The organism is Chryseobacterium sp. 3008163, assembly GCF_003669035.1.
Lineage (GTDB): Bacteria > Bacteroidota > Bacteroidia > Flavobacteriales > Weeksellaceae > Chryseobacterium.
The window spans coordinates 450354-475902 of the sequence record NZ_CP033070.1 but is presented as its reverse complement, the minus strand read 5'-3'; the positions used below and the strand labels follow the sequence as shown (position 1 = coordinate 475902).

The following is a 25549-nucleotide window of genomic DNA, read 5'->3' as shown; positions in this document are numbered from 1 at the left end:
AATTAAATTTACTCATTGCCCTATATTTCAACTATGAAACAGTCGAAGTAAAAGGGACTAAATAAAATTATTTAAATAATAAAAGATGGGGGCACCTAAAGTTAAGTGTGACATCTGACTAAGATATTTAATTATTAAAGATTATAAGCATTTTTGGACTCAATTTTTGTTAGTAATTTTTGAGCAAGATTTTAATATTGTAACATTCTTTAATTCAATATTACTTATTATAGGGAGAATTAATCACTACAGGCCTATCGCAAATAAGATAAGTGAATATGACTTTTCCCAGGTTTTTATTCTATGCAAGTTTCATTATCCCATGTTATCATCAGTTGCCAATTGTCCCACTTTCTGATTTTATGAACATAAGAATTAAAAGTATATTTGATCTCACCTTTACTTTTTATATCCCGATAGATTAATAAGTATTAATTATATATTACAAATAATCAATTCTGAAGAGCAGTCCTTCACGTTAAGGCTTTTCGAAAATATTCCAAATATTGCACAAAGCTTTGCTGCTTTCTACTAGGCTAGTCTCATTTTTCACAGTAATTATATATTAGTAAATGCATGATAAATCAATATGACATTTTTGGGCATAAATGGCATTTTGTCATAAGTTGGTGATTTCTGATCGAAAGCTTTTCTTGAAATTGCGATGTCTTTGATTTTACAAAGAGGATTCTAATAAGATTTTTCATATTCTTTTGTAATTAATAAGAGATCTTCAAATTTTGTTCTAGGAAAATATATCTCTTGAAAAATATGAATTTTTAATAATAAAATACATGGGGTTTGGCAATGAAATAATTTTGTATAACATTTATTTATTTTAAAATTTAAAAGAAATGAGTAATACTTATACGTCACTCCTTTCGAAAAACCGAGTAAGATTTTGTTTTCTTTTGCCAAAAAACATTGTTTTGCTCATAAAGTTGAATTTTATGGTTAGAAGTTAAACTGTTTATACCTTTTAATAATATTAGTACAACCTCAGAAAAGTTTCCAAAACGATGCCAATTGAAATGAGGCAACACATTGTGATAATGAAGAAAAATTTATAGAAACTGGATTTTTAAATATTCATTAATTAATCATATAATTTAGAGTGTAATTTTTAATAATGCACTTTTATATAAGAATATTTCTGTATTATTGATATTTTTTATAAATGTCAAAACTCTTTTGAATGTTAAAAAGAATTCTTTTCGCAATATTCTTTCTCATAGGAACAACTATGATGTTTTCTCAAGAAACACTTGATACTCTTTTAAAGGCACTGGATGAAGATATAGCAAAAGAAGATTTTTATACCAAAAAGAAGCAACAGGAAATTCATGCTGTTTTAAAACAGTTGAATTCCACGAACAGTAATGAGAAAAATTATAGAATATATCATACACTTTCCCGAAGTTATGAGGTTTTTATAGCAGATTCAGCTGAATATTATACCAATAAATCTTTAGAAACAGCACATCTGCTTAACAATCAAAGCTATTCCGCAGAAAGCAAAATCCGACTGGCCCGAATAAAAGCAAAAGAAGGAATGTTTCCTGTATCACTTGACATTCTGAAAACCGTCGATAAAAAAAAGCTGAACAAAAATCAGCTTATTGATTATTATAAAGCCTATATCGAGGTCTATATTTATTGGATCGAATACCAGTATGGTTATGATATGGAAGAAATCATTCAGAAAAAAGATGCCGTTCAGGATACCCTTCTTACCCTTCTTCCCAAAAATAGTTACGAATATGTTATAACTTTTAGCACAAAAAATATTGAACTTAAAAAATATGACCTTGCCGAAAAAGAACTTTTACAGGGCTTTCGATATGTAAGGCCAGATACACGGGAATTTTCAATCCTTAATGCTATACTTGCCTATCTTTATGAAAAGAAAAGCGATATTAAAAAACAAAAAAAATATCTCGCAAAATCTGCACTATCAGATATTCATGCTGGTGTAAAAGAGAACATGTCTCTGCGCGCTCTTTCCATTTTACTCTTCGATGACAATGATATCTCAAGAGCAAATTTTTATATTAAAAGAAGTCTCGAAGATGCCAATTTTTATAACACAAGATTACGTAATATACATATTGCGAGAGTATTACCTATTATAGATAAAGCGTATCAGATAGAACGTGAAAATCAGCAGAAAAAGTTGCAGACACTTTTTATCACAGCCAGTATTTTATCGCTTATATTATTCATTGCTGTTATTCTTATTATTAAGCAAAACAAAAAGGTTTTAAAAGCTCAAAAAAAACTTAAGGAAACCAATGAAAAGCTTAATGTTCTAAATAATGATCTTAAAAAAGCCAGCCTTCTTCAGATCGAAACTAATAATTCACTTACTGAAGCTAATCACCTGAAAGAACAGTATATTAAAAGTTTTCTTGAAATCTGTACAGAATATATTGACCGTCTTGCGCACTTCAAAGGAATTGTAAATCGTAAGATCAAAACCCGACAAACCGCTGAGATCCTGAAAATAACAACCTCATCACAGGATAATTCCAAAGAGCTGAAAGAATTGTATAGCAATTTCGACAGGGCTTTTCTAAGAATATATCCGAATTTTGTGGAACAGATCAACGAACTACTTCGTCCAGAAGAACGATACCGCATCAGTGACGGAGACACTTTAAATCAGGAACTTCGTGTATTTGCCCTGATCAAATTAGGGGTTACCAATAATAATCAAATCGCAACGTTTCTTCATTATACCTTGCGTACGATCTACAACTATAGAAGTAAAGTGAAATCAAAGGCTATCCAATCTGATGAGAGCTTTGAAATTAAAGTTCAGAATTTGGGGAATGTTTCTAAACATGCATAATTTTAGTGAGGTCTTCTTAGTAAAATAAACACGTTTTCTATTTTTGTAAAAAAAGATTAGTAAAAAGCAAAAATAAGAAAAACGCTTTACCTTTTATATCCAATGCTCTATAAAACAGTAGTCTTAGTTTGGAATTCAGTGTCTGATAGGTTTTGGTCTTAAAAATACAAAGATAGCTTACTAGCTCGTTACCGATTGTTAAAGGGATTTAAGATTGTAATATGTTGTATTTCAGCGTCTTGACTTGTTTTTCATATTCCTTTGTAACTCGATACAATTTAGTTTTATTCATTATACATTAGAGTTATGGAACAGAAATAAAATCCACGTTCAAGCTACTACTTTTCTACTTAAAAAAGAACGAGCCGAAAAAGAACGGTAATGCCCCAAATTATGGCACGTATTACTATTTATGGAACACTTAAGACTTTAGAAACAAAGTTAGAAATAACCCAAATAATTGGGATTTAAAGTATGGAAGAGTTGAAGGAAAGGGTGTAAAAGCACAAGGTATTAAACAAAATTGGATAATATAAGGGCACGCATTGACACCCTTTATGAAGATATGCTGAAACACTCTGAGGAATTGATGCACATCAGACAACTTGTAATCAAGCTTTCCACTAATAGTATAATATGGCAGTTTGCCGATGGAGCGATACCGTTGCAGAGAACGGTTGCTTATTTTCAGCATTTGAAGTAAATCCTGATTGTCCAGTAATTCCTCATCATCTATGCCGTTGCGTTTCTTTTGCAACTCGTCTATGTTATCACTGGGCATATCTAGGCGACCCATTAAGAGTTCCATCCACGCCAAAAATTCCATTCTGTCAATATTCATAGGGATATACTTTTAAAGGTTCATACCTATTTTTTATTTGTTTTTAGCTTTCTGCCTTTTTCGATAAAGCTTTTACCATAAGCTCTTCTACAAATTCCTCACTACTCTGTATGGAATTCGCATTAAGCATAGCTTTTATGGATCCAAGGGTGTAGAAATACTGACCATAAATTTTTGAGTAAGTAATCTCGCCTTTGATACGCATACGCCACAGCGTTTTCTCGCAGACGTGCAGGTATTGACAGACCTCGTGGTTATTGAGCCACAGGTCATCATACCTTTTATCTTACTGTCTTTTCAGATAGTTGGCAATGGCATTGATATGGCTGTTTAGCTGTTGTCAGGCTTCCTCTTCAATTGTTATTATTTTCATCGCACAGCTTTTTAAAGTTCACTATGCAAAATTGTGAAAGCTGGCAGTGTTTGTCTGCCGGACTTTGCCAATTGGTGTGGCTTTTTTTTTAAATTTTTACAATCGAAAAACCTTTTTGATAAGGGTTTCTGGGTGTTTTAGATGTTTGGTAGTGGAGTTTTGAGAACATTTGCCAATTGGCAGATATGGGCAAATAAAGGAGGCCATCCATTTGAACAGCCTCTTTTAATTAGATAGTCAATAAATGTTTGTACTTGTTATGTGTTTAAATAATTTTGATATATCTTCTATTAATTATGTAGGCTACCTTCGTATAATGTTGTATGTTTTAATATTGAAACGTCCCTAATTGCGAAGCATTCCTTATACTTACTACATTTCCTAATTTCATTGTTACTAAAGTATGCCTGCCATATAAACAATTAAGAATTTTTAGTTGCAAAAAGGAGATAGATTTACTATGTGCATTATATATCCTAAAATCAAACTTTATTTGAAATAACTTTCTCTCTGTGTTGTAATCCCCATTTCTCCATTGCAAATAAAACTTCATGTAAAGTTGTACTATATTCAGTTAATTCGTATTGAACTGTTACAGGCTTGGTATCCATAACCTGACGTGTGACCAGTCCGTTAATTTCAAGCTCTTGTAATTCTTTTGATAAAATACGTGGAGAAATTCCAGCATCGCGTGTCAGTTCATTAAAGCCTTTCTTGCCATTGAACAATACTGAAATTAAGACAAGTTTCCATTTTCCACCCACTACATCAAGTGTATCACGTATGGCTAATTTGGCTTTAAAACAACTTCCTCCCTCGTGTTTCATATACTATTCTTTTTGTAACTACTATTCTTTTTGTAACAGATAACAAAGGTATAGCATTTAGCAATAAATTTGTAAAAAATATTACATTAATTATGAAACAGAAAACTATCAAGATTACAGGTTGGGTATTAACGATTCTTATAGGGTTACTCTTGGGGTTAAGTGCTTCTTTAAAACTTATTCAAAGTGAAGAAACTCTCGCACAGGCTGCCACTATAGGAATTGATGGTACAACTTATTTTATTATCGGCATTATTGAAATAGTATCGTTACTACTTTTTATTATTCCTCGTACAAGCATCGTAGGTGCTTTATTATTGGCGGCATATTTAGGTGGAGCTATTGCCACCCATTTAACGAACCAGCTGCCAGTAATTATGCCAATATCAGTTCAGGTGCTTCTTTGGATTACTGCATTTATACGTTTTCCTGAGCTAAGACAAAGGCTTTTTGTTAAATAGATGCATTCCTTATCGATTTTATTTGGTTAGCTGCAACAAATATTTATTTATACTAAGCTAGTTGTAAAAAACTGAAAAGAGGCTGTCCGAAAAAAACAGTCTCTTTCTATTTTATCATTTTCATAACTAATTGAAAAATTATAGTATATGAGAAAATAAAATATTTAAATCAAACGGAAAAAGTTTGTTGTTGGACTGAATGAGGTTTTAAAATTGCTTGCATCGTCAGTATTTATATTATTCAAAAAACAGAATATTACTATAAAAAAGCTGCGAAAAAATTACTTTTTGGGCAGCTTCTTGAAACTTACAGTTTAACCTTTACCTAAAGGTCTTTATCGATATATGCTTTGAGTTACATTTTGAGCTGGTCTAAAAATGCCGTTCGGGCGCCTGCCCTTATTTTCATTCGGTGGAAAGAGTGATGGATGTTGTGTAAGGGTGAACGGAATAGCTCCTGAATAATCAAAGCTAATTTTCGGATACCTATTTTTCCGAATGTAATGGAATTGGAAGCATCTAGATCGTAAATAAGAGCCTTGGTTCTAAATATTCATTATCAGAAAAAGAACGCAGATACACTTACGTAAGAAAAATCTATACATAATATTGTCATGATCGGAAATGAGAAAGAAAATAAGATCAGACAAGTTCTGCTTGGATAATGAAAATGAATAATGATATAAGGAAGTTTGCACCCTGTCCTCAATACGTTTGGAAAGTAAAAATGGCAGGCTTTATAATAACAACAGATGATAGTCTCACAGTGGAATTACAGCGATCAACAAATGTGAAGGTTATTTATTATCTGCAAGAAGTGATTCTTTAATTAATAAACAGATTAATGATTGACAATTGCAGATCAGGAGGCGAGAGGGATATTTAATTTTAAGATGTTGATTAGTCTTAATTATTATATTAAGCTAATACATTAGTACATATAATACTATGGTTGCATCATCAGAATAATGTTTGGGTCTGATTAACTTTTCTATATTATAAACTCATTTTTATGACCTGAACCAAATTTTTAAATTATTAATCTGCTAGAAAAAATATCTTAAGTTGAAAAATAGTAAAATTAATTAGTTCCACTGCATTTCTCCAATATTAACTTTTGCCCCTATTTCAAGTGCTTGTAAAAAGCCCGCTTTTGGGTACATTATTTTTAAAGATGTTATCAGAGATTTTGAAGTGCTATTTGTCTTTAGTAGTTTTTCATAAGCCAGATGATATGTTTTATAATAGTTAACTGATTCTATCGATAAATCTGCGTTTTTACCAAAATGTCCAGATATTACAACTTTAGGATCTAAATTTGCAATTGTCTAAAGCATCTATCTACATATCTCTTTTTATTACAGTTGCATCATTAGCTGTCCACAAATGAAAATCATTTCCAAAGACATTAATGCCACCTACAACAGCTTTAATAGAGGGAATCCAAATAAAACTACGGGCAGGCTCATCGGCTATTTTTATAATTTCAAGCTTATGTCCTTGCAACTCTATGTGGTTACTAATCAAAATATTGGGATAATTATAAGCTTCGGAGCTTCAGATTTTAATTCTTTTCCCCAATATTCAAGTTTCTCTTTGTAAGTGGAATTAATATGATTGACAGTAGTTGCAGTTGTGTAGATCGGTACATTACGATAATATTTTTTTAAGATTTCCAGACCAAAATAATAATCTGGATCTCCATAACTACTAAATATAGCCTTTAAGTTTTTACCACTGCTTCATATCATATTTACTACTTTTTCCGCATCTGGTACAGTAAATTGAGAATCAATAAGTACGGCAGCTTTTTTTCAGATATTATTACAGAAGCTGCTCTAAACTTGATTCAGCAGAATTGTAGTAAGTACGTTTTAGCGGTGAGGCATTGATTAGTTTAATTTCATAATATTATTGAAGTGAAGAATGAAACGATTTGATTATTTGTTTTTATGCTATAGTATTTTTAATAATATTAAAATACTGGTAATATTTTAATCTTACTATGAGGGAAATTGTGTATTCATTATAAAATAATGAATACACAATTTCAGTAAATAAGATGATTTTTGTATTGTAAAATATTTGCTTTACTGTAAAATGATTATCATAAGCTATTTTCTTATATTTTAGTTGCAAGATAATTTTAAAGTGCTTTCAAAAGTACTATTATGAGGAGTTGTAAGAAGTATGGAACCTCCAAATGGGGTTGGTACATATCGTCGTGTAATATTCTTAAATATTCCTTTTTGCCAAGTTGGAAATCCATCATTATCATATTCATATGAGTAGTTAATATTTGTGGTATCACTAGTATTATAACGATGCGCTATAACTTCAATATTTTTTAGCATTTTTTTCTCAGATGAACTTTCTTGAGCATAGAATAATTGATAATTATTTCCATCAGGAAGATATTGTAATGACTTTTTAACAGATACATTTGAAATAAAAAGCAATCCCAAAGTTCCTTCAAAGTACGGTTTTATTTTATTTTCCTTATCAAGGTAGTAGTTATATGTGAAATCAGCGTTATAAAATTCATTTGAGTCCACATCGTAAAGATTTTGAATTGATTTCTTTGTTAAGTTTCCATTTGTATATTGATAAATAGTAGTTACTACTATATTTGAACTATTTTTATGACTTATTAATCTTTTTAAAGAATTATTATCATATTCTGAAATAGTATAAGTAATCAAATTGCCCAAAGGATTATATTCAGATTGTTTAAATAATTTTCCATCTGCATTATATTCCATTACATAATAAAGGTCTGGCTGATTATTTTTTGATGTAGAAACCTTACTAATCCTACCTTGTAAATTATATTCTATTGTATAAATTGTTTTAATGGGTGCTTCATTTGGAGCTGATGTATTATATATTGTAGTCGCCACTTCAAATGGCTGATCTTGTGAATTATATTTTATATCATGTTTATTATTTCCAAAAGAAATTTGACTTGGTTTTTTTTTGCACGCTAATGTACTACCATTGGTTTCAGGGGTGATTATTTCTTCATCATTTTTAATACAAGAAGAAGCTAGTAAAGAAATTATAATTAAGAAAGTACAAAATATCAAACGAAGTTGATTATTTTGTATTCCTTTTGAGAGGAAATTTTTTAGTACCATTTTTTATAAGATTTTTTAAATTATATATTTAGAATATTTGATTAAAGTAATTAGAAGAAAAAGTTAAAGATTGAATTTGCGGTAAAATTATCAGATAAAATATTTATCCAATATTTGAGCATACTACAATAGTACTTTTACTAAGAGTATTTAATTATCTCGTCCCTCTGCACTATCCAAGATTTTCAAGAATTTATAAGCCATTATTACATAGTAAACTTTTTTTGTTGATATAAATCCAAAAAGTATCTATCTATCTATCTATCTATCTATCTATCTATCTATCTATCTATCTATCTATCTATCTATCTATCTATCTGTATTTGATTTTAATGACGAAATATCATATTCATAATATAAGTGCGGTATTGATTAAGCCCTAAAGAATCCGCAAGAAAAAGTATCTTTGTTTTCGTTTCTGAAGTGTAATTGTAAGAAATCAAGCTTGTCCTATATCTGTATTCAACTGAATTTTCTTTTTTAATAGTTTATACATCAATGTATCTGCCCTTTTATTATCTTTTTCTTTTAGATAAAATATATTTGAATATACTTGAATGTACAACTGAAAAAGAATCTTAAAAATTTAGATTCGGACCCATGACATCTAATTTAACTGATAACAATTGATATTCAAAAGCTCTAATAATAAATTTTAACTTGGTAAATTCAGGTATATCATGACACTTATTTATTATGTATTGTACTTAAACATTATGTGAAGTCAGTTTACTAACTACTTATGTTTTAAAATTCTAATGATTTTACTTTGATTATTTTCGTTTGTTACATTCATTAGATAGACTCCATCAACAGAATTGCTCATATCAAGTTTATTATTGCCGGAAACTAAATTTTTAGAAACAATAATTTTTCCTGACATATCATAAACCTTTACGGCAAGACCTTTATCAGTTGTTACCGTAAATATATTTTGGGATGGATTTGGATAGACGCTTAATTTTGAAGAAAATGTATGTTCGTATGTACTTAAACCTAGTATGTTACCAGATGTCATAACTCTATTCCCTGAACCTGTAACAGCTACAGCTATAAACATTCCATTACCGTAAGTAATCGAAGACCATTCATTAGATGCCGATGCCGATGTGATGGTCCAATTAATTCCGTCCGGACTTGTCATTATATTTCCCATGCCTAAAGAGCCTACAGCAACGAATAGTCCATTGCCATAGGTTACAGATCGCCATGGATAATTAAGTGGAGGAGTTCTGGATGTCCAGGTTAAGCCATTTGGACTGGTCATCACTTTACTTGTATTACCTGACCCTGCCACCGCAACAAATAGACCATTACCATAAGTCACAGATCGCCAAGTGTTATTTGACGCCGGAGATCTATTTGTCCAGATAATGCCGTCTGGACTTGTCATTACTGTATTTCCTGCGGTATCACTACTTACAGCAACAAATAAACCATTACCATAAGTTACAGAAAGCCAAATCCTATCTGATGAAGAATTTCTAATAGTCCAATTAATACCATCAGGACTTGTCATTACTCTATTTCCTATGCCGGTAGCAGCAACAGCAACAAATAAACCGTTACCATAAGTTACAGCAACCCAATAGTTATCAGCTGCAGAGATTCTATTCGTCCAAGTGATCCCATCTGGACTTGTCATTACTCTGTTTCCTGTGCCTGATATAGCTACGGCTACAAACAGGCCATTACCAAAAGCAACCGAATAACATTCATTATCGTTTGCTGGGGTTCTGGTTGACCACGTAATACCATTAGTACTTGTCATCACTCTATTGCCTGTCCCATCATCAGATACTGCTACAAATGTCCCATTACCATAGCTTATACTTCGCCAAGAGTTATCTGCTGCTGAGGCTTGAATTATCCATGAAGTACCGGTTTGGGCTTGTGTTTGGAATGTAGTAAATATTGTCAAAAGTAATAGTAAATGTTTTACTGTTTTCATAAAATTTAAAATAAGTTGTTGTAAATAAAAAAGGTTAATGAGTTATATAACTATTTATTAGTATGTGTGAAAATGGATTAATAAAAGCGTAACAATTTTCATTACATATAATATCCATTATTGTAGATAAATATTCTTAGATATGAGTAATCTCATTCCTTGCAGGTGATAATTAGATCTATATAAATCACACTGATTTTATTGATGTTTATGTAATTGTTTGTGAAATAGTTCACCGTCAACTATGATAAAATATGAGAGATTTAGTTTCAAGGGAAGGGACAGGTGACTAAATCACTACTTTCATTACTATTTAATTGTTAATTTGATATTATAGATATCTACATCCTATTTTGATAGATAGGAAATAAACATATTTTAAAAAAAGAAGCTAACTGCTGATTAGATATTTATGTTTTCTTCAATATTGCCTTTTGAGCCTTTCGCAATTAGGCCTGTGCGATCAGTTACCTTTCCTCCATATATTTGAACCGCTATACCATTTTTTGATATAGCAGAGATGTTTTTAAGAGATGTCTCACCCTTGTTGTTAACAGCTACTGAAGTAGAATTTTTGCCAGCTGCAAGTACATCACCTGATATGTTTAGGCTATGTACAATTCCTCCTTCAACATGATAAGAATGAACATTGTTACCATGAGTAGTAATGCCACCAGAAATTTTCAGTTCCGTGATTTCTCCACCGGGCTTAATACTTACTGCATCTGCGGGAAGGGAAGTGATAGTTCCCTTAACAAGTGAATTTCCAATAGACCCCCAAGTTTCAACTCCATTTTTCACTTCAATATTGCCAACAGGTTTGCTAAACTGCATTCCAACTGATCCATCCCCATGTGTAATAATCGAATGAAAAATTGCCTTTTTTATGGTGCCGTCATATTGATTAAATCCCCTCGCGCCAAGTCCAAAAGTTTCAATCTTATCTTTCGTTTCAAAATCATCAACGGTACCAAAGTTCACGAATCCAATACCACTTGGTCCATAAGATATGATTGGTTTTTCTGCGATCCATTTTTCTACATATCCCCAAGTATCAAGGACCATATCGTTTACTCCATAAGTTGTAACCTGCCCTTGATTTGTTAATTTTTTTATTTTGGTACCATACACAATAAAAACACCTGCAGTTATCATGTCTGGTTGCCCTAACGGTATCATTCCATTGGAGTAAATCTCACCAGTAGTGATCTCGTCTGCAATAACCCAACCACCAATATCGCTGAACCCACATATAAATAAGCCTGTTCCAATTACTGGAGCTCCTTTTCTTCCTAGGCTAATATTTGTCAAAGTTGCATTTATGATACTGTCAGGATCGCTACTAAAATTGTAAACAGTAAATGCTCCCTGATAAACATTAACACCATATTTTTGTGGCTGTTCAGAATACCTTCGTGAATCACAGGCTACAATGTCGATGTTATCAGCAATAAGGTTAGTTTTTTTTGTGCCTGTTCTGGTTAATATCTGAATCTGTCCTGTAACTGTTAGATTCCTTAGTATTAAAGTACCTAAATCTGTGTTGTTGCTTAAGGTGTATATAGCCCGATTATTATGATTGGTCTGTATAATAAGGTTCGAAATTTCATTATTAGCAGTAAGGCCTATACCATCACCGTTATTAAAGTTTATGATGCAACTTTCTTTGTTAGCTCCAGTTAAACTATAACCATTAGGCAATGAAATAGCATATGGACAGAGTATTGAAGTTTGTAACTCTAGGTTTTGTGGGATATTACGATCCAATGCTGCCATTAGATCGGCTAGCGAGTTTATTTTTGTTTTCATGAAATTTTTATTTGGATAAGCTGAATTAACATGTGCATATTAATTATTAGTAAATCAAAGAAAAAAAGTAATTTTTATAAAAAGAATGATACAATTTATATTTATGAGAAATAGCTTGTTCATTCATAGGTGGAGAGGATCAAAATGCTTACTTTCAGCGCATGAATATTCAGTAGAAATTTTACTTACTACTGTAAGCAGATAATGAATGTTACGGAAGTAATTCTTTTAAACGCATTGATAAATCAATAAATTCCCAACTTTCATCATACTTAATACCATTTATGAAATTGTTAGAGTTCCATTTACCCCACTAGATATACCACTCCCAAAATCATTATATTTTAATATTGATATTTTTATATTATGATAAACTTGAATTAATATGTTTTTTTGTAAAATGTTTTATATTAAGGTAGATATTTTGACATTCTAATTCATAATCAATTATTAATTTATTTAATACTTTTGTTCATTGATTGATTTTGTGATTTCGGACTTTACTTTTCCAGTATGCTCAGTGGTCTTGGACTCAATTAACATTATCAAACACTCTTCACTAGAAGAAACTTTATGATTTATTCCTTTTTTTACAACACATAAATCACCTGCCTGCATGACAGTATCCATTTGATTTTCTATTTGCATAAGTAATGAACCTTCAATAATATAAAATAATTCATCTTCATTTTCATGATTATGCCATGGCACTAGATCTCCTTTTATTTTCGCAACTTTAATATATTGGTCGTTTACTTCACCCACTATTTTAGGAGAAAAATAATTATTCACATTTTTTAGGGCATCTTTTAAATTCATTTTTTATCTCATTCTTTAAGTTATCGAATTATTGACTTTGTATCTACATACACCAATACCATAATTGATTTTGATTTTACAAATATAATATTAACGTATTGTTGTACCATTCAAAAGCAACGGTAGGTAAATCGTCGATAAGTATATTTTCATTTAATTAATTGATTAATAATTGTTTAATTGTTTTGTTTGCATGAGGTAAAGTAACTTTTTTGATATAGAAAAAGATAAAATATTCTGGTTTTATGGAGAAAAGTTCATTAAATTTTATACCTAGTTTAAAAGTTTCCTTGATTCTAAATCTTATTTAAAAGTTTTAATCAAATTAGTAGTTCTTATTTCATAAACTTAATTCTTGCAAAATTAAATGAACTGAGACTACATAACCAATGTTATTTAAGCCACTTGTTTATTTTTCAATGCGTAAAATAAGGTTCAGAAAACACTTGGGTTTGTTTCATTTACTCAGGCTGTATTAGAATCTTACAAAATGGAAATGATGTAAATGCTTCTTCCCAAAATTCAGGCATAATCTTATTATTTAGCTTTAATGATATACTGGTACGGCATTATATTCACTTCGACTTCAAAAGACGTAAAGCCAGCTTTTTTCAGTTCAAATACGATTTCATCCACAGAGGCTCTCATAGTCATAGCTGGAGCCTGCACTTTCTCAGTGAATACAGCTTTGAAAAAGTCGACAATTACTAGTTCACCATTTTTGTTTAAACCTTTTTTTACTTTAGAAAAGTAATCGGTTCTGTTATCTATATGATGGTAGGTGTTAGCAATAAAAACAATGTCCGCTTCATTATCTTTAAGTAATGGGCTGTCATAATGAATCTTCCGAAGCTCTATGTTCTTTATGCTTTCTTTAGCAATCCTATCTTTAAGATAATCCTGAAAGGCATCGCTTACATCTGCGGCAATAACATGCGCTCCTTTAGCTGCAAACTTTACAGAGAAATAGCCGGTGGCAGCACCTATATCCACAATTTTTTTGCCTTTAAGGTTTCCCATATATTGCAATACTTTATCGGGATGCTGCATGGAATCTCTTTCTGCTGATTCAAAGTTTTCAGCCATTTTAGCTACTGCTTTCTTATCTGCGAAAGCATGCTCGGAATGTGAATGTTTTGTCTGGTTATGTTGCTTTTGATCCGTATGCTGTGCTTTACTTTTACAGGATAACATAAGGATTGCAAGTAATAATCCGCGGTTTATCGGGCTACTCATTCTTTTTCTGTTCATTTTATTTGATTTATGTATTTAACAATTAAGATTAAAAGAAGCGTCAGGCTTCAGGCGGTTGCTCCAGTAATAGGTTGCTAAACCAAGAATCAGATTTAGCAATCCAATCATAGTCTCCATCGGATGATGAATAATCGTGTAACTAATCATCCATAGGGATCCTGATAAGAAGATTATTTGAAAAAAAGGAAAAAAGGGACTGCGATAAGTTTCGTTACTCTTCTTGCGATTTTTACGCCGTATTATAAATACAGCAAGCACCACCAGCATAGTGGACATACTCAGTAAAACGCCACAGTATATCATAATTTGTTCGAATGTACCCGTTACAATTAAAATAACACTTAGTATGAACTGCAACCACAAGGCTCTTTTCGGCACTTGGTTTTTCTCTACTTTGAAGTATTGCCATAGCCTATGCTCACCCGCCATGCTCGCCGTAACCCGAGGTCCTACCCAGACCATAGCACTTATGCTTGACACCAGTAAAAAAGATATGATAATACCGAACAGTTTTCCGATATCTGTGCCGAACATTTTTTTTGCAGCAATTTCTCCGACTTCCAACTTTCCGGCTAATTCGGCAGCAGGAATATGTTTTAGAAAAACAAACTGTAGCAAGGTATATAGTAGGGTTACTGCCAAAGTACCTCCGATAAGTGCGATTGGCAAAGATTTTCTGGGATTTTCAAACTCTTCGGAGATATAGGCTGCCGCATTCCAACCAGAGTAAGAATAGCTCACATAAATTAGTGCGATGGCAAAGGCACCTGATTTTATTTCGGAGAAATACTGCTGGTTAATCTCATAAGTCACTTCAGATTGTTCCGCTACTACTATGCCAGAAAGAATGATTACAGCCATTATCAATACTTTAAACAATGTGGAAAATATCTGGAATTTGGAACTGGTTTTCAGGTTCTTCGTGTGAATGAAAGTAATAACGGCAATAACGGAGATGGCAATCCATTTGATATTATAATCCCCGAAACTAAAATATTCTGTAAATGCAATCGTTGCAAGAGCAATGGGTGCCGCAAAACCCACGGTAAGTGATACCCAACCGGATAGATACCCAGCTATAGGATGATACATCTCAGAAAGAAAAGCGTATTCTCCGCCTGATTTGCGTATATAAGTGCCTACTTCTGCATAGCTGAAAGCCCCGGCTAATGCTAATATGCCCCCCAGTATCCATAGTGTGAGTATAGATGCGGGATGCCCCATATCTTTCAATTGAAATCCCAGGCTGGTAAATGCACCTGTGCCTATCATGTTGGCCATTACGATAGCAACACCAGCAAGAGTGGATATTTTATACGCTAATTTCTTTTGCATCTATAAAAAGTATTCGTCGGTTAGTTCTTTATTTACCATAGCACCTGTCATATTTCCCGCAGAAACGGCATTTGCTACAGACCTCATCATGGCTGTATTGTCGCCACATGCATATACTCCCTCAACCGTTGTTTTATAAAAATCATCAACCTTTATGTGACCGAACGCTGTAAGTTCACAACCCAATGCCACCGGAACTTCACAGTGCTGTTCGAAAGGAACTGCGGCATAGACCGCCTCAAAATGCTGGATACCTCGATCTTTAAAAACGACAGATTTTATATACCCATTTTCGTGAACTATCTCGACTATCTCATTTTCAACAATCGAAATCTTATGCTTATCCAATGTTTTAATTTGATCAGTAGAGAAATCAGGCTTGCCGTTTGTAAGAATGGTTAGGTCATCAGTAAGATTATTAATCATAGACGATAAATGATAAGCCCGATCACCATTTGCTAATAGTCCGGTTTTCATGTTACGAACCTCGTATCCATGGCAATACGGGCAATGGATCACGGAAATGCCCCAGCATTCAGCAAAACCTTTAATGTTTGGCATGATATCTCTAATGCCTGTGGCAAATACCAGTTTCTTCGCTGTAAACCGCTCTTTTTTATCTGTCACAACTTCGAAACCATTATCCATTTCTATTCCACTGACCACAAGTCCTTCATGAAATAGTACAGTTTTGTAATTCAATACCTGGGCTTTACCCTTTGCTGTAATGTTGCCGGGTTTTTCACCATCCTGCGTAATGAAATTATGAGAATGTGGTGTTTGTCTATTACAAGGTAATCCGCTATCAATGATTAAAACGTTTCTCAACGAACGTCCTAAAGACATAGCTGCCGATAATCCTGCATAACTTCCTCCTATAATAATGACATCAAAGTTTGTGTGCTTTTCCATTGTAATATTGTTTGTAAATGAAGTGAGCGGAAAAAATAACATTCCGGCAATTGACAATCCACCTAGCGAAATAAATTCGGCTCTCGTTAACAGCCTCAAATCTTTTCCAGAATTATATTTTATGCTATCCATCTATCTGATTTTCCATTTGGTTATTGGATCTACTTTCAGAATTAATCACCGCAGAAGCATTCTTATTAGCGATTGTTTGTGGCCCTTTAAACAGGATATACAGAAAGAGGGCTGTCATGATGAAAGCTCCTATCCACATCGCTTGTTGCCACCCCGTAACAAAAGATTCTCTTGCAAAATGGACTAGCATTTCTTTCTGACCTCCAGCATCTGGTGCAATTGCCAGAGCATGTGCCAGTCCTTCTTTAGAAGTCGCAATAATATCCTGAGAAAACCCTTTTAATTTTGCTTCTATAGAAGTACTGTAGCCTGCGGTTACCAGCGGTCCAAGCAAGGCTACTCCTAAAGCTGTTCCCAATTCTCTGGTAATATCATTTAAGGCAGAAGCAACTCCTTGTCGGTCAGTTGGCAGTGAAGAGGTAATGGCTTCTGTGGAAGGAGTCATCGAAAATCCCATACCTAAACCCATGACCATTAAGCCAGGTAGTACAGACAGATATCCTGTCTCAGCAGACACAAAAGCAGCCATCAGCATGGCACCGATAGCACCGAATGCGATCCCCAAAGCCATGGTGTATTTGCTGCCAATTCTTAATGCTAGCTTTGGAGCCATGCCTGAGCTAAGCATCATCAAAACTGCCATCGGCATCATTCCTAATGTAGAACGCAGACCTGACCAGCCCAATACGCCCTGAAAAAATGGAAACAGTACAATGAATATACCTGCCTGCACACCAAATACAGTTAAAAGCGAGATAGAACCACTTGAAAGGCTTCGTTCACGGAACAGTCTGATATCCAGTAAGGGGGCTTTGTGACGTAGTTCCCATAGTATAAAACCGATTGTACCGCTTATACCGACAAACAAGCTCACCAACACTAAGGGTTGATTCCAACCCAATGCAGGTGCTTCATGCAACGCATAAATAATACCTACGGTAGCCAACACGGAGAGTAATGAACCTACGATATCAAATGGATGGCTGGTTTTCTCCGTTGAATTAGGAACAAAACGAAGCGTCATCATAATGGATACTGCGGCAAGTACTACTGGCAACAGGAATAACCACCTCCAGCTCGCAACATCTACCAATAGTGCAGAAAGATACATTCCTAAAATACCGCCACCTCCGGCAACACCTGTCCAAATTCCTATTGCTTTGGATCGTTCTTCTTTTGGGAAAGTGGAAGTAATTACAGCTAATGTCACGGGCATAATCAACGCAGCTCCTATACCGGTAAGCAATCGGGCAATCAACATCATGGCTGCACTTGTTGCTATACCTGACATTGCACTAGCCATTCCGAAGATGACAAGTCCAGTCAGTAACATTTTCTTTCTTCCTTTCCGGTCGCCCAAAGCTCCAAGGGGTAATAGTAGAGCAGCCAGTGTCAGGGTATAAATATTAATCATCCATAAAACCGTGTTTTGGGATGCACTAAATTCAATCGCCAGCATCGGTTGTGCTACGTTCAATCCGCTTACGGAGGCAATGACCGCCATTAATGCTATGCATACGGCTATTAATATTTTCTTTAAATGGGGTGGTGTTGTTTCCACCTCTGTTTCCAGTGTGCTATTTGTTGTTTTATTTGCGTTCATTTTCTATGCTTATTTTTTACTTAATATCTTCAACCATTTCAACCAATGGCTGATCCAGATTCACTGCTTTGATTAACGGTTTTACATCTTTGCGTTTTACTTCACCTTTTATCAAATCGACAAGGAGATAAATGGACGGTACAACAAACAAGGTGAGTATCATTGAACTGGTCAAACCACCAATCAACACCCATGCTAAACCATTCTTCCATTCCGCTCCGGCACCAGATGATAAGGCAATGGGAAGCATCCCGAAGATCATAGCAAGCGTGGTCATTAATATGGGACGGAGTCTTGCTTTTCCGCTTAGGATTAATGCTTCAATGGTATTCTTTCCATTTGCTTTTAACTGATTAGCAAAATCCACGATCAGTATCCCATTTTTGGCAACCAACCCTATCAGCATAATCATACCCAATAGAGAAAAGAAATTGAGGGTATGCATGGTTAAGGCCAGTGCCAGTAATGCACCTATAATGGATACAGGAATGGAAAAAAACACGACGAAAGGATATACAAAAGAGTTATAGAGCATTACCATAATCAGGTACACTAGCAGTATGGAAGCTACTAATGCCAGCAAGAGGTTGGAAAATGTTTCCTTCATATATTTCATCTCGCCTTCGGCGTCAATGTTTATATCTTTTTCAAACTTGGCCTGTTGTATGAATTGATCCAATTCACTGCTGATAACGCTTGGTGTAACTCCCAGCACTTGTGATGTAATCGTAACAGAAGGCATTCTGTCTTTCCTATCCAATTGTTTGGAAGCTATTCCATAGTTAAAATCAGCGAACTGCTCCAATTTCACGGATTGTCCCATCGAGTTGACAAATGAAAGGTTACGGAGGCTTTCTTCGTTCTTCCTGTCGAATTTGTCATAGGCAATTTCAACGTCATATTCCTTCTGCTTGTCACTAAACTTCACATCCGTATTTCCACTGAAAGCAATGTTCATTGACATTCCCACGACATCCATACTCAGACCCAAATCCGCCATTTTATCCCTGTCAATGGCTACCTGCAATTCAGGCGTTCCTTTCTCAACAGATAATTTTACATCCGATGTTCCTTTAATTGTTTTCAATTTATCAGCAATAGCTACGGCTGCTGTATAAATCTTATCAGGATCATTACCGGACACGACCAATGAAATAGGGGCATCGTTTGAGGTTCCCATCATATTCATAATGGCAGAGTTTACCTTTACACCGGGCAGCAACTTTTCCAGTTCCAATTTGGTGTAGTGTGCAAACAAGTCGGATGATTGAGTTCTTTCTTCGTTGGGTACAAGCTTGATATTGATCTCCGCTTTGTTTTGGGTATTCCTGCTGCTACCCATAGAGCCGGAGCTGGTACCGATACTTGAATATACTTTTACCACCTCAGGTTTATCAAACAGCAATCTTTCTACTTTCTTAACGGTTTCATTCGTATTTTGAAGTGTTGCGCTTTGAGGCAGTTCAAGGTTAATCAGCACTTCACCTTTGTCGCTGTTGCTGGCGAATTCCCCTCCAATAAATCCACCGCCTACCAGCATGAAGGAAGCGATGATCAGTGCAAAAGACCCTCCCAATACCCATCGCTTCTTAGCCAAAGCTTTAGCAAGCATACGACCATAGAAATTTGTTAGCCGGGTAAGCCAATTTTCAAATACCGTTAATACCTTTCCAAATACTGAATTCGTGTTGAGGTGTTCAACTTTTGCCCAGCGTGAAGCCAGTAAGGGAGTGAGTGTGAAAGAAACGAATAAGCTCATCAATGTGGCGATGACAATAACCATTGAATATTGTCCCAGCATATTGGATATAATCCCGCCTACCATAGTGAGCGGTAGAAAAACGATTACATCTACCAGCGTAATAGCGACAGCAGTAAAGCCAATTTCCTGCCTCCCATCTATCGAAGCTCGTACCTTGTCTTTCCCTTTTTCAAGATGGCGGTAGATGTTTTCAAGTACCACTATACTATCATCAACCAGTATTCCTATAACAAGGGAAATAGCCATCAAGGTTAAAAGATTAATGGTATAGCCCAGCAGATTCATCGCTATAAACACTGACAGAAGTGATGCAGGTATAGATATCATAACAATCAATGAGTTACGAAGACTATGGAGGAATAGCAACATCACAGCGGCTACAATTACAATGGCTAAAAAGAAATCGAACATCACCAAATCGGCCGCTTCTATAGTAAAATCGGAACTATCGTTGGCAATATTGAATTTTAATTCCTGCTTTGCATAAGTGCTTTCTATTTCGTTTAATGTTTCCTTTACGGCTCTTGCCACTTCTACAGAATTGGCATCCCTCTGTTTAATCAATTGAAGTCCTATTGAGTTTTTTCCATCTATCCGATTAAATGTAGTAATGTCTTTTACACCATCCTGAACAGCGGCAATGTCAGAAAGCCTTATTTTGGAACCGGTAGTGGGATCGTTTTTAATGATCAGATTCTTGATATCATCAATTGACTGGTATTTGCCTTTAAGCTTTATGCTGGTCTCTGATTGATTATTGGTCAGTTTTCCTGTTGGAAATTCCAAGTTCGCATTGTTGATTGCCTGGTTCACCTGAAGTAAAGAAACACCGTATTGATCGGCTCTGCTCCGGTTAATATTCACTTTTATAACCCGTTCTTCGCCACCTACCAGTTCCACTCTGGCTGTCCCTTTAATTTTGGTAATAGCCGGCTTTATCTCATCTTTTATCAATGCATACAGGTCTGTCGGGTTCATTCTTGCTGTCACGCCGAATCGCATGATAGGCATATCGGTCATGGAAAATTTGCCGATCGCCGGTGGCTTGGCACTTGAAGGCAAATCTTTGACCACTTCATTTACCTTTCTTTGTGCATCCTGCATGGCTTGTTCCACATCTGCATCAACTTTCAACTGTACAGTTATGGAGGACATGCCATCTAGTGAAGTAGATTTGATGGCATCAATATTATCGATACCTGAAACCGCATCTTCTATTTTTTTGGTGATGCCGGTTTCTACTTCAATGGGCGAAGCTCCCGGATACGCTGTTGTGATGCTGAACATTGACATTGACATATCCGGGGTAAGCTCGTAATTCAGCCTTGAATAGCTTATTATGCCCAAAAATGTCAGTGCTATGAAAATGACCATGATGAATGACGGTCGCTTTATGGATAGTTCTGTTATTGACATGGAAAAATCTGATTTTATTGTTTAATTACCTGCACTTTAGAGCCGGCATTGATATTGAGTTGTCCTGTTTCAACTATTTTGTCTGTTGTCGAAAGACCATCAAGTACCACTACATTTTCTCCCTGCACACGGCTGGTTGTAATCTTTTTCAATACTGCAACTTCGCCTTCCAACACATAAACCTGTGGGGCTTGAAGGCTGCCAACAATGGTTTTTACAGGTATCATCAGCACATTATCCGTATAGTTATTATTGATGATGGCTTTACCGCTCATTCCAGGTTTCAAAGGGTTTTTGGAGTTATTGGGGATTTGTACTTCTACCAGAAAATTTCTATTGGCATCTGCTTGTGCTGCAATGTAAACTACTCGTCCTGTCACTTTATAATCAGGATATAAATCGGGCACTACCTGAATTGTTTTTCCAATTGAAAGCCTGATTACATCCTTGTCCAACAACTGCAATTGTAGTTTAAGTGAAGAATTGTCCACGATATCTGCCAGCTCTGTTCCAGTGCTAATGTAACTGCCTGTTTGCACGTGAGATTTATTAACGGTACCGGAAAAAGGGGCTATTATAGTAGTAGATTTTCTAATGGCATTGATGGTATTCAGCTTTGATTCCGCAGACTTAACAGCCAGCTTTTGCTCATCTACTTCACGAATAGTAATTGCATTAGCTTTAAGCATATTTTCCATTTTCAACAGATCAGCCTTTGCCTTTTGCAATGTCTCCAGTGCTAACTGTTTATCTATTGCGTTCTGCTGCCTCTCTATATGCTCTGACTCGTTAAATACCGACACAATGGTTTGTCCCTTCGAAATATGTGCTCCATCCTTTAATGCGGTGGTGACTATTCTGCCGGAAATATCAGCCGTCAAAGTCATTTCATTTACGGGTATAAAAAAACCATTGGAAGTATAGGTTCCGGTTAAGCTTTTATATTGAGCGTTAGTAACCGTTACAGGAAATACCAATGTCTTAGTAGCACCGATTTCGGCCTTTGCATCCAGCTTTTGTTTGTTATGACTGAGCGTAAATAAAACAACCAACAATAATCCTGTAATTATTAAAATCGGAACGATGTATTTTTTTATCCTTTTCATTCTTGAATATTATTTTAAAATAGATTGTATATTTCCTGATATCTTTAAGAATTCTAATTCTGCTGACTGAACTTCTAAGATGGCTTTTAGATAGGCTGTCTGTGACTCCTTCACTTTGGTATTGGTATCCAATAAATCTTTCAATGAAGTGTAGCCGTTTTGAAACTGGATATAGGAAAGCGCATATACTTCTTCAGCAAGGGCTTTACTCTCTTTAGTAGTTACTAAATTTGCAGTATTGATCGTCAACCTTTCCTTTGCATTCTTTACTTCTTTGTTTACCGTATTTTGTTGGATCGTTATATCCAGTTCATTTTGCTTATGCTCCAATTGCAACTGTCTGACTTTTGATAATTTATAGTTTCCGTCAAAGATGGGTATGGATAGGTTTAAGCTTGCTAGAGAGTTGGGATACCAGTTTGTAGTGCTTCTGAAAATATTCGCCTCATTTTGTTGTGCCAATATTCCATATTTAAAATTGAATGAGAGCTTGGGTAAATAAGAATGCTTCATTTGCTTTAAAGCCAACGTTGTTAATCTATCCTGTTCCTGAAGCAATTGAATGTCCAGAGAATTTATGCTGATGTCTTCGCCAAGAAGATGAGATAGTGTGGAATGGTCTATTTCTGTTTCAATACTGATTTTTTCTTCTAAAGGAAATGTCATTGTGTACTTTAGTATGGTCATCCTTTGCTCGTATTCAAGCTGTGCATTTTGAAGCCTGGTTTGCAGATTACTCCGTTCAAATTGTAATCGCTTTAGATCTATCGAGTTGGCAAAGCCATTGTCAATCTGCGACTGTACACTCACCAAAAGGGAATCTATTTTCAATATGTTATTATGGATGTCTGCCTGTTGCAGAAATGCAACCTGTGAAACGGTGTAGGCGTTTGAAATATCATACATAATTTGCTCAACGGTTTTTTGCTTGTCTAGCATACCTATTCTGGAATGCTGCCTTGCTATTTTCTGACCGGTAATTTTCTCAAAATCGATTAGCGTTTGCGATAGCTCAATATTTGCTGATGCATTGTATTTTGTTCCAAACTGAACAGCTTGATCCTGACCGGGCTGCCCCAAAAATTCACCGGGGATAATCTGCGTAATTAGTTTCAGGTTGTTGGTGTAGGATGCATCAGTCTTTACTTGTGGCAGGTATCCGGACAATTCTTCCCTGAATTTTTGATTGTATTTCTCCAATTCAAAATCAGACTTCTGAACGGAAAGATGATGACTAACACCATATTCTACCGCTTGCTTTAACGTAAAGCTTACAGGTTGCTGTGCCCAGATGAAATGTGGGATCGTCAATAATAACAGCAGACAGTATCTTAAAACCTTATTATTCATTTTGTTTATTGTATTCAATAATTATTAATTAGTTCAGTTTTTTATGAACTTTTAGGGCAAAAAAAAGGTTATTTCCTGTTTTCCCATTTTTTGATGGCAATCATCAATTCCTTGTAAACGAAGTCTAAAAATTCGGTTACTTCTTTAAGGTCACTATTAAACTGTGGGGTCTTGGTAGTTCTGGCTTTTAGTATTTCTTTCAGTATAACATTCAGTTCATCAAATTTTTCGAAATTCTCCTTGGTCATCTGTATCCAGTTGTTCATCTTACAACGGAAATAGCGTTTCTTATCTCCAAGCTTCGTAATGTATTCGATGTGATGGGTCATCATCAACCTGTTTAGTGCATTACTGGTTCCTCCTTTGCTTAAATGTAAGGTTTCCATAATTTCATCAAAGGTCAATTCTACTTTGTCGGCAACCAAAAAAAGTCCCCAAACCCTACACTCGGCAGGGGGCAATCCATACTTTTCATTCAGTACTCCAAATTGCTCAATCAGTTCTTTTTGTTTCTCGGTTAAAACCATAATTATAAAATGCTCTTCTACTAATTCTGGAGCAAAGATAAAAAGGTTTTTTGAGTTCAGCAAATAATGAACTAAATTTTCTGTAGAAAAATTTATGAATTGTGTGGTTATAGATTTTTACTTACTATTAATGCGATTAATGCAGGTTAATGAATTAGCGAACATTTCACTAACCTGCCATAATGTTCTTGAGGATTATTTTTCAGGCTAAAAGAATAAAATCAAATTATAACAGATAATACTTCCATACAAACTTCTTTGGAAATTTTTGCTTTAGACTATGCCGGATCAATATTATTTCTGACTCGCCAGATCCTTCTTGATCTTCATCATTATACTGTCAGGTATGAAATTTGGGAGTTTGGTATTAAACCAGTTTTGAAATCCTGTTACTTTTTTTCCTTTCCCCTCTAAAAGATGCTTTATACCGATTTCCGCGACGATCTCAGGATGCATTGGTTTAGTTTTATGCAGATTGGTTGATTGCATCTCACTGGTAGTAAACGCAGTATCTACCGTACCTGGATATAAAGAAAGAATGGTAACACCTGTGCCTTCCAATTCAGCTGCTAGCGTATCACTAAAAGCCAAAACAAAAGCCTTGGTTGCAGAATAAACAGAAAAATATGGCATTGGTAAAAATGAGACTACTGAGCCTATGTTCATAATTCTCCCAGATCTGCGTTTGACCATATCTTGCGCAAAGAGCTTGGTTAATACGACTAAGCTGGAAATATTCAGTTGAATCATACTTAATTCTTCGTCCAACGCAGTTTCTGTAAATTCACCATAGTTGCCCACACCTGCATTGTTCATCAGGTGGCTCACTTGCAAATTTTGGTTTATCACCTTTGCGTACAGGTCAGTAGCACTACTGACAACGGACAGGTCTGAGACGAAATAATGAACCAAGATCCCGTATTTTTTTGTTAGTTCTTTCTGCATTTGCTGGAGTTTGGTTTCTGTACGGGCAACCAATATGAGGTTATAGGCTTTCTCTGCAAGCTGGTAGGCCATCTCGTGACCAATGCCGGATGATGCTCCGGTAATTAAAATGTATTCTTTCATTTTGGTATTATTTAG

The 25549-nt window shown here is 34.9% G+C and carries 17 protein-coding genes and 4 pseudogenes; 3 read left to right on the top strand and 18 right to left on the bottom strand.

What is annotated here, in order from left to right:
- Nucleotides 1–1195 precede the first annotated feature (1195 nt).
- Both EAG08_RS02055 and EAG08_RS22860 read left to right on the top strand, forming a co-directional pair.
- The gene (locus tag EAG08_RS02055; protein ID WP_228446723.1) at nt 1196–2851 is read left to right on the top strand and encodes a DUF6377 domain-containing protein; all 1656 of its coding nucleotides are present in this window, start codon (nt 1196–1198) and stop codon (nt 2849–2851) included.
- Nucleotides 2852–3168: 317 nt separating this feature from the next.
- A pseudogene (locus EAG08_RS22860) lies at nt 3169–3428 on the top strand (Arm DNA-binding domain-containing protein); the annotation flags it as partial.
- Here EAG08_RS22860 and EAG08_RS02045 read toward each other — a convergent pair.
- The 3 genes and pseudogenes from EAG08_RS02045 to EAG08_RS02035 all read right to left on the bottom strand — a co-directional run.
- A pseudogene (locus tag EAG08_RS02045) lies at nt 3429–3692 on the bottom strand (helix-turn-helix domain-containing protein); the annotation flags it as partial.
- 26 nt (nt 3693–3718) lie between these two features.
- Nucleotides 3719–4014 (bottom strand): annotated as a pseudogene (locus tag EAG08_RS23060) (helix-turn-helix domain-containing protein).
- 533 nt (nt 4015–4547) lie between these two features.
- Entirely contained in the window at nt 4548–4892 is a 345-nt protein-coding gene (locus EAG08_RS02035) for a winged helix-turn-helix transcriptional regulator (RefSeq protein ID WP_129533988.1), read from the bottom strand.
- A 92-nt stretch (nt 4893–4984) separates the two neighbouring features.
- Between EAG08_RS02035 and EAG08_RS02030 the strand changes: the two genes are divergently transcribed.
- Nucleotides 4985–5353, top strand: a complete 369-nt coding sequence (locus tag EAG08_RS02030) for a DoxX family protein (protein WP_129533987.1) — start codon at nt 4985–4987, stop codon at nt 5351–5353.
- 355 nt (nt 5354–5708) lie between these two features.
- Here the strand turns inward: EAG08_RS02030 and EAG08_RS02025 are convergent.
- The 15 genes and pseudogenes from EAG08_RS02025 to EAG08_RS01960 form a co-directional block, all read right to left on the bottom strand.
- A pseudogene (locus EAG08_RS02025) lies at nt 5709–5888 on the bottom strand (RteC domain-containing protein); the annotation flags it as partial.
- Nucleotides 5889–6694: 806 nt separating this feature from the next.
- Nucleotides 6695–6859 carry a hypothetical protein gene (locus tag EAG08_RS21240; protein WP_164998511.1) on the bottom strand — a complete coding sequence of 55 codons (165 nt, stop codon included), beginning with the start codon at nt 6857–6859 and terminating at the stop codon, nt 6695–6697.
- A 623-nt stretch (nt 6860–7482) separates the two neighbouring features.
- Nucleotides 7483–8490: a hypothetical protein gene (locus EAG08_RS02020; protein WP_129533986.1), complete on the bottom strand. Its 1008-nt coding sequence runs from the start codon at nt 8488–8490 to the stop codon at nt 7483–7485.
- A 736-nt stretch (nt 8491–9226) separates the two neighbouring features.
- Entirely contained in the window at nt 9227–10441 is a 1215-nt protein-coding gene (locus tag EAG08_RS02015) for a T9SS type A sorting domain-containing protein (RefSeq protein ID WP_129533985.1), read from the bottom strand.
- Between the two features lie 402 nt (nt 10442–10843).
- A complete protein-coding gene (locus EAG08_RS02010) occupies nt 10844–12250 on the bottom strand; it encodes a hypothetical protein (RefSeq protein WP_185145175.1) in 1407 nt (468 codons plus the stop codon).
- 459 nt (nt 12251–12709) lie between these two features.
- Nucleotides 12710–13069 carry a cupin domain-containing protein gene (locus tag EAG08_RS02005; protein WP_129533984.1) on the bottom strand — a complete coding sequence of 120 codons (360 nt, stop codon included), beginning with the start codon at nt 13067–13069 and terminating at the stop codon, nt 12710–12712.
- A 537-nt stretch (nt 13070–13606) separates the two neighbouring features.
- Nucleotides 13607–14320, bottom strand: a complete 714-nt coding sequence (locus tag EAG08_RS02000; protein ID WP_129533983.1) for a class I SAM-dependent methyltransferase — start codon at nt 14318–14320, stop codon at nt 13607–13609.
- An 18-nt stretch (nt 14321–14338) separates the two neighbouring features.
- Nucleotides 14339–15658 (bottom strand): APC family permease, encoded by a 1320-nt coding sequence (locus tag EAG08_RS01995; protein WP_129533982.1) that lies wholly within the window; start codon nt 15656–15658, stop codon nt 14339–14341.
- The gene (locus tag EAG08_RS01990) at nt 15659–16612 is read right to left on the bottom strand and encodes an NAD(P)/FAD-dependent oxidoreductase (RefSeq protein WP_164998601.1); all 954 of its coding nucleotides are present in this window, start codon (nt 16610–16612) and stop codon (nt 15659–15661) included.
- A gap of 82 nt (nt 16613–16694) precedes the next feature.
- The gene (locus tag EAG08_RS01985) at nt 16695–18305 is read right to left on the bottom strand and encodes an MFS transporter (RefSeq protein ID WP_129533981.1); all 1611 of its coding nucleotides are present in this window, start codon (nt 18303–18305) and stop codon (nt 16695–16697) included.
- Nucleotides 18306–18321: 16 nt separating this feature from the next.
- Complete coding sequence (locus EAG08_RS01980; protein ID WP_129533980.1) at nt 18322–21483, bottom strand: efflux RND transporter permease subunit; 3162 nt, start codon at nt 21481–21483, stop codon at nt 18322–18324.
- A 14-nt stretch (nt 21484–21497) separates the two neighbouring features.
- Nucleotides 21498–22589: an efflux RND transporter periplasmic adaptor subunit gene (locus EAG08_RS01975; protein WP_129533979.1), complete on the bottom strand. Its 1092-nt coding sequence runs from the start codon at nt 22587–22589 to the stop codon at nt 21498–21500.
- Between the two features lie 9 nt (nt 22590–22598).
- A complete protein-coding gene (locus EAG08_RS01970; protein WP_129533978.1) occupies nt 22599–23939 on the bottom strand; it encodes a TolC family protein in 1341 nt (446 codons plus the stop codon).
- A gap of 68 nt (nt 23940–24007) precedes the next feature.
- On the bottom strand, nt 24008–24529 hold the full coding sequence (locus tag EAG08_RS01965) for a GbsR/MarR family transcriptional regulator (protein WP_228446722.1): 522 nt from the start codon (nt 24527–24529) through the stop codon (nt 24008–24010).
- 231 nt (nt 24530–24760) lie between these two features.
- The gene (locus tag EAG08_RS01960; RefSeq protein ID WP_129533977.1) at nt 24761–25534 is read right to left on the bottom strand and encodes an SDR family NAD(P)-dependent oxidoreductase; all 774 of its coding nucleotides are present in this window, start codon (nt 25532–25534) and stop codon (nt 24761–24763) included.
- Nucleotides 25535–25549 lie beyond the last annotated feature (15 nt).

What these genes read in the sequence shown, in the direction of transcription:
- EAG08_RS02055 (WP_228446723.1), top strand. Translation starts at nt 1,196, where the DNA reads ATGTTAAAAAGAATTCTTTTCGCAATATTCTTTCTCATAGGAACAACT.
- EAG08_RS02035 (WP_129533988.1), bottom strand. Translation starts at nt 4,892, where the DNA reads ATGAAACACGAGGGAGGAAGTTGTTTTAAAGCCAAATTAGCCATACGT.
- EAG08_RS02030 (WP_129533987.1), top strand. Translation starts at nt 4,985, where the DNA reads ATGAAACAGAAAACTATCAAGATTACAGGTTGGGTATTAACGATTCTT.
- EAG08_RS02020 (WP_129533986.1), bottom strand. Translation starts at nt 8,490, where the DNA reads ATGGTACTAAAAAATTTCCTCTCAAAAGGAATACAAAATAATCAACTT.
- EAG08_RS02015 (WP_129533985.1), bottom strand. Translation starts at nt 10,441, where the DNA reads ATGAAAACAGTAAAACATTTACTATTACTTTTGACAATATTTACTACA.
- EAG08_RS02010 (WP_185145175.1), bottom strand. Translation starts at nt 12,250, where the DNA reads ATGAAAACAAAAATAAACTCGCTAGCCGATCTAATGGCAGCATTGGAT.
- EAG08_RS02005 (WP_129533984.1), bottom strand. Translation starts at nt 13,069, where the DNA reads ATGAATTTAAAAGATGCCCTAAAAAATGTGAATAATTATTTTTCTCCT.
- EAG08_RS02000 (WP_129533983.1), bottom strand. Translation starts at nt 14,320, where the DNA reads ATGAACAGAAAAAGAATGAGTAGCCCGATAAACCGCGGATTATTACTT.
- EAG08_RS01995 (WP_129533982.1), bottom strand. Translation starts at nt 15,658, where the DNA reads ATGCAAAAGAAATTAGCGTATAAAATATCCACTCTTGCTGGTGTTGCT.
- EAG08_RS01990 (WP_164998601.1), bottom strand. Translation starts at nt 16,612, where the DNA reads ATGTTATTTTTTCCGCTCACTTCATTTACAAACAATATTACAATGGAA.
- EAG08_RS01985 (WP_129533981.1), bottom strand. Translation starts at nt 18,305, where the DNA reads ATGAACGCAAATAAAACAACAAATAGCACACTGGAAACAGAGGTGGAA.
- EAG08_RS01980 (WP_129533980.1), bottom strand. Translation starts at nt 21,483, where the DNA reads ATGTCAATAACAGAACTATCCATAAAGCGACCGTCATTCATCATGGTC.
- EAG08_RS01975 (WP_129533979.1), bottom strand. Translation starts at nt 22,589, where the DNA reads ATGAAAAGGATAAAAAAATACATCGTTCCGATTTTAATAATTACAGGA.
- EAG08_RS01970 (WP_129533978.1), bottom strand. Translation starts at nt 23,939, where the DNA reads ATGAATAATAAGGTTTTAAGATACTGTCTGCTGTTATTATTGACGATC.
- EAG08_RS01960 (WP_129533977.1), bottom strand. Translation starts at nt 25,534, where the DNA reads ATGAAAGAATACATTTTAATTACCGGAGCATCATCCGGCATTGGTCAC.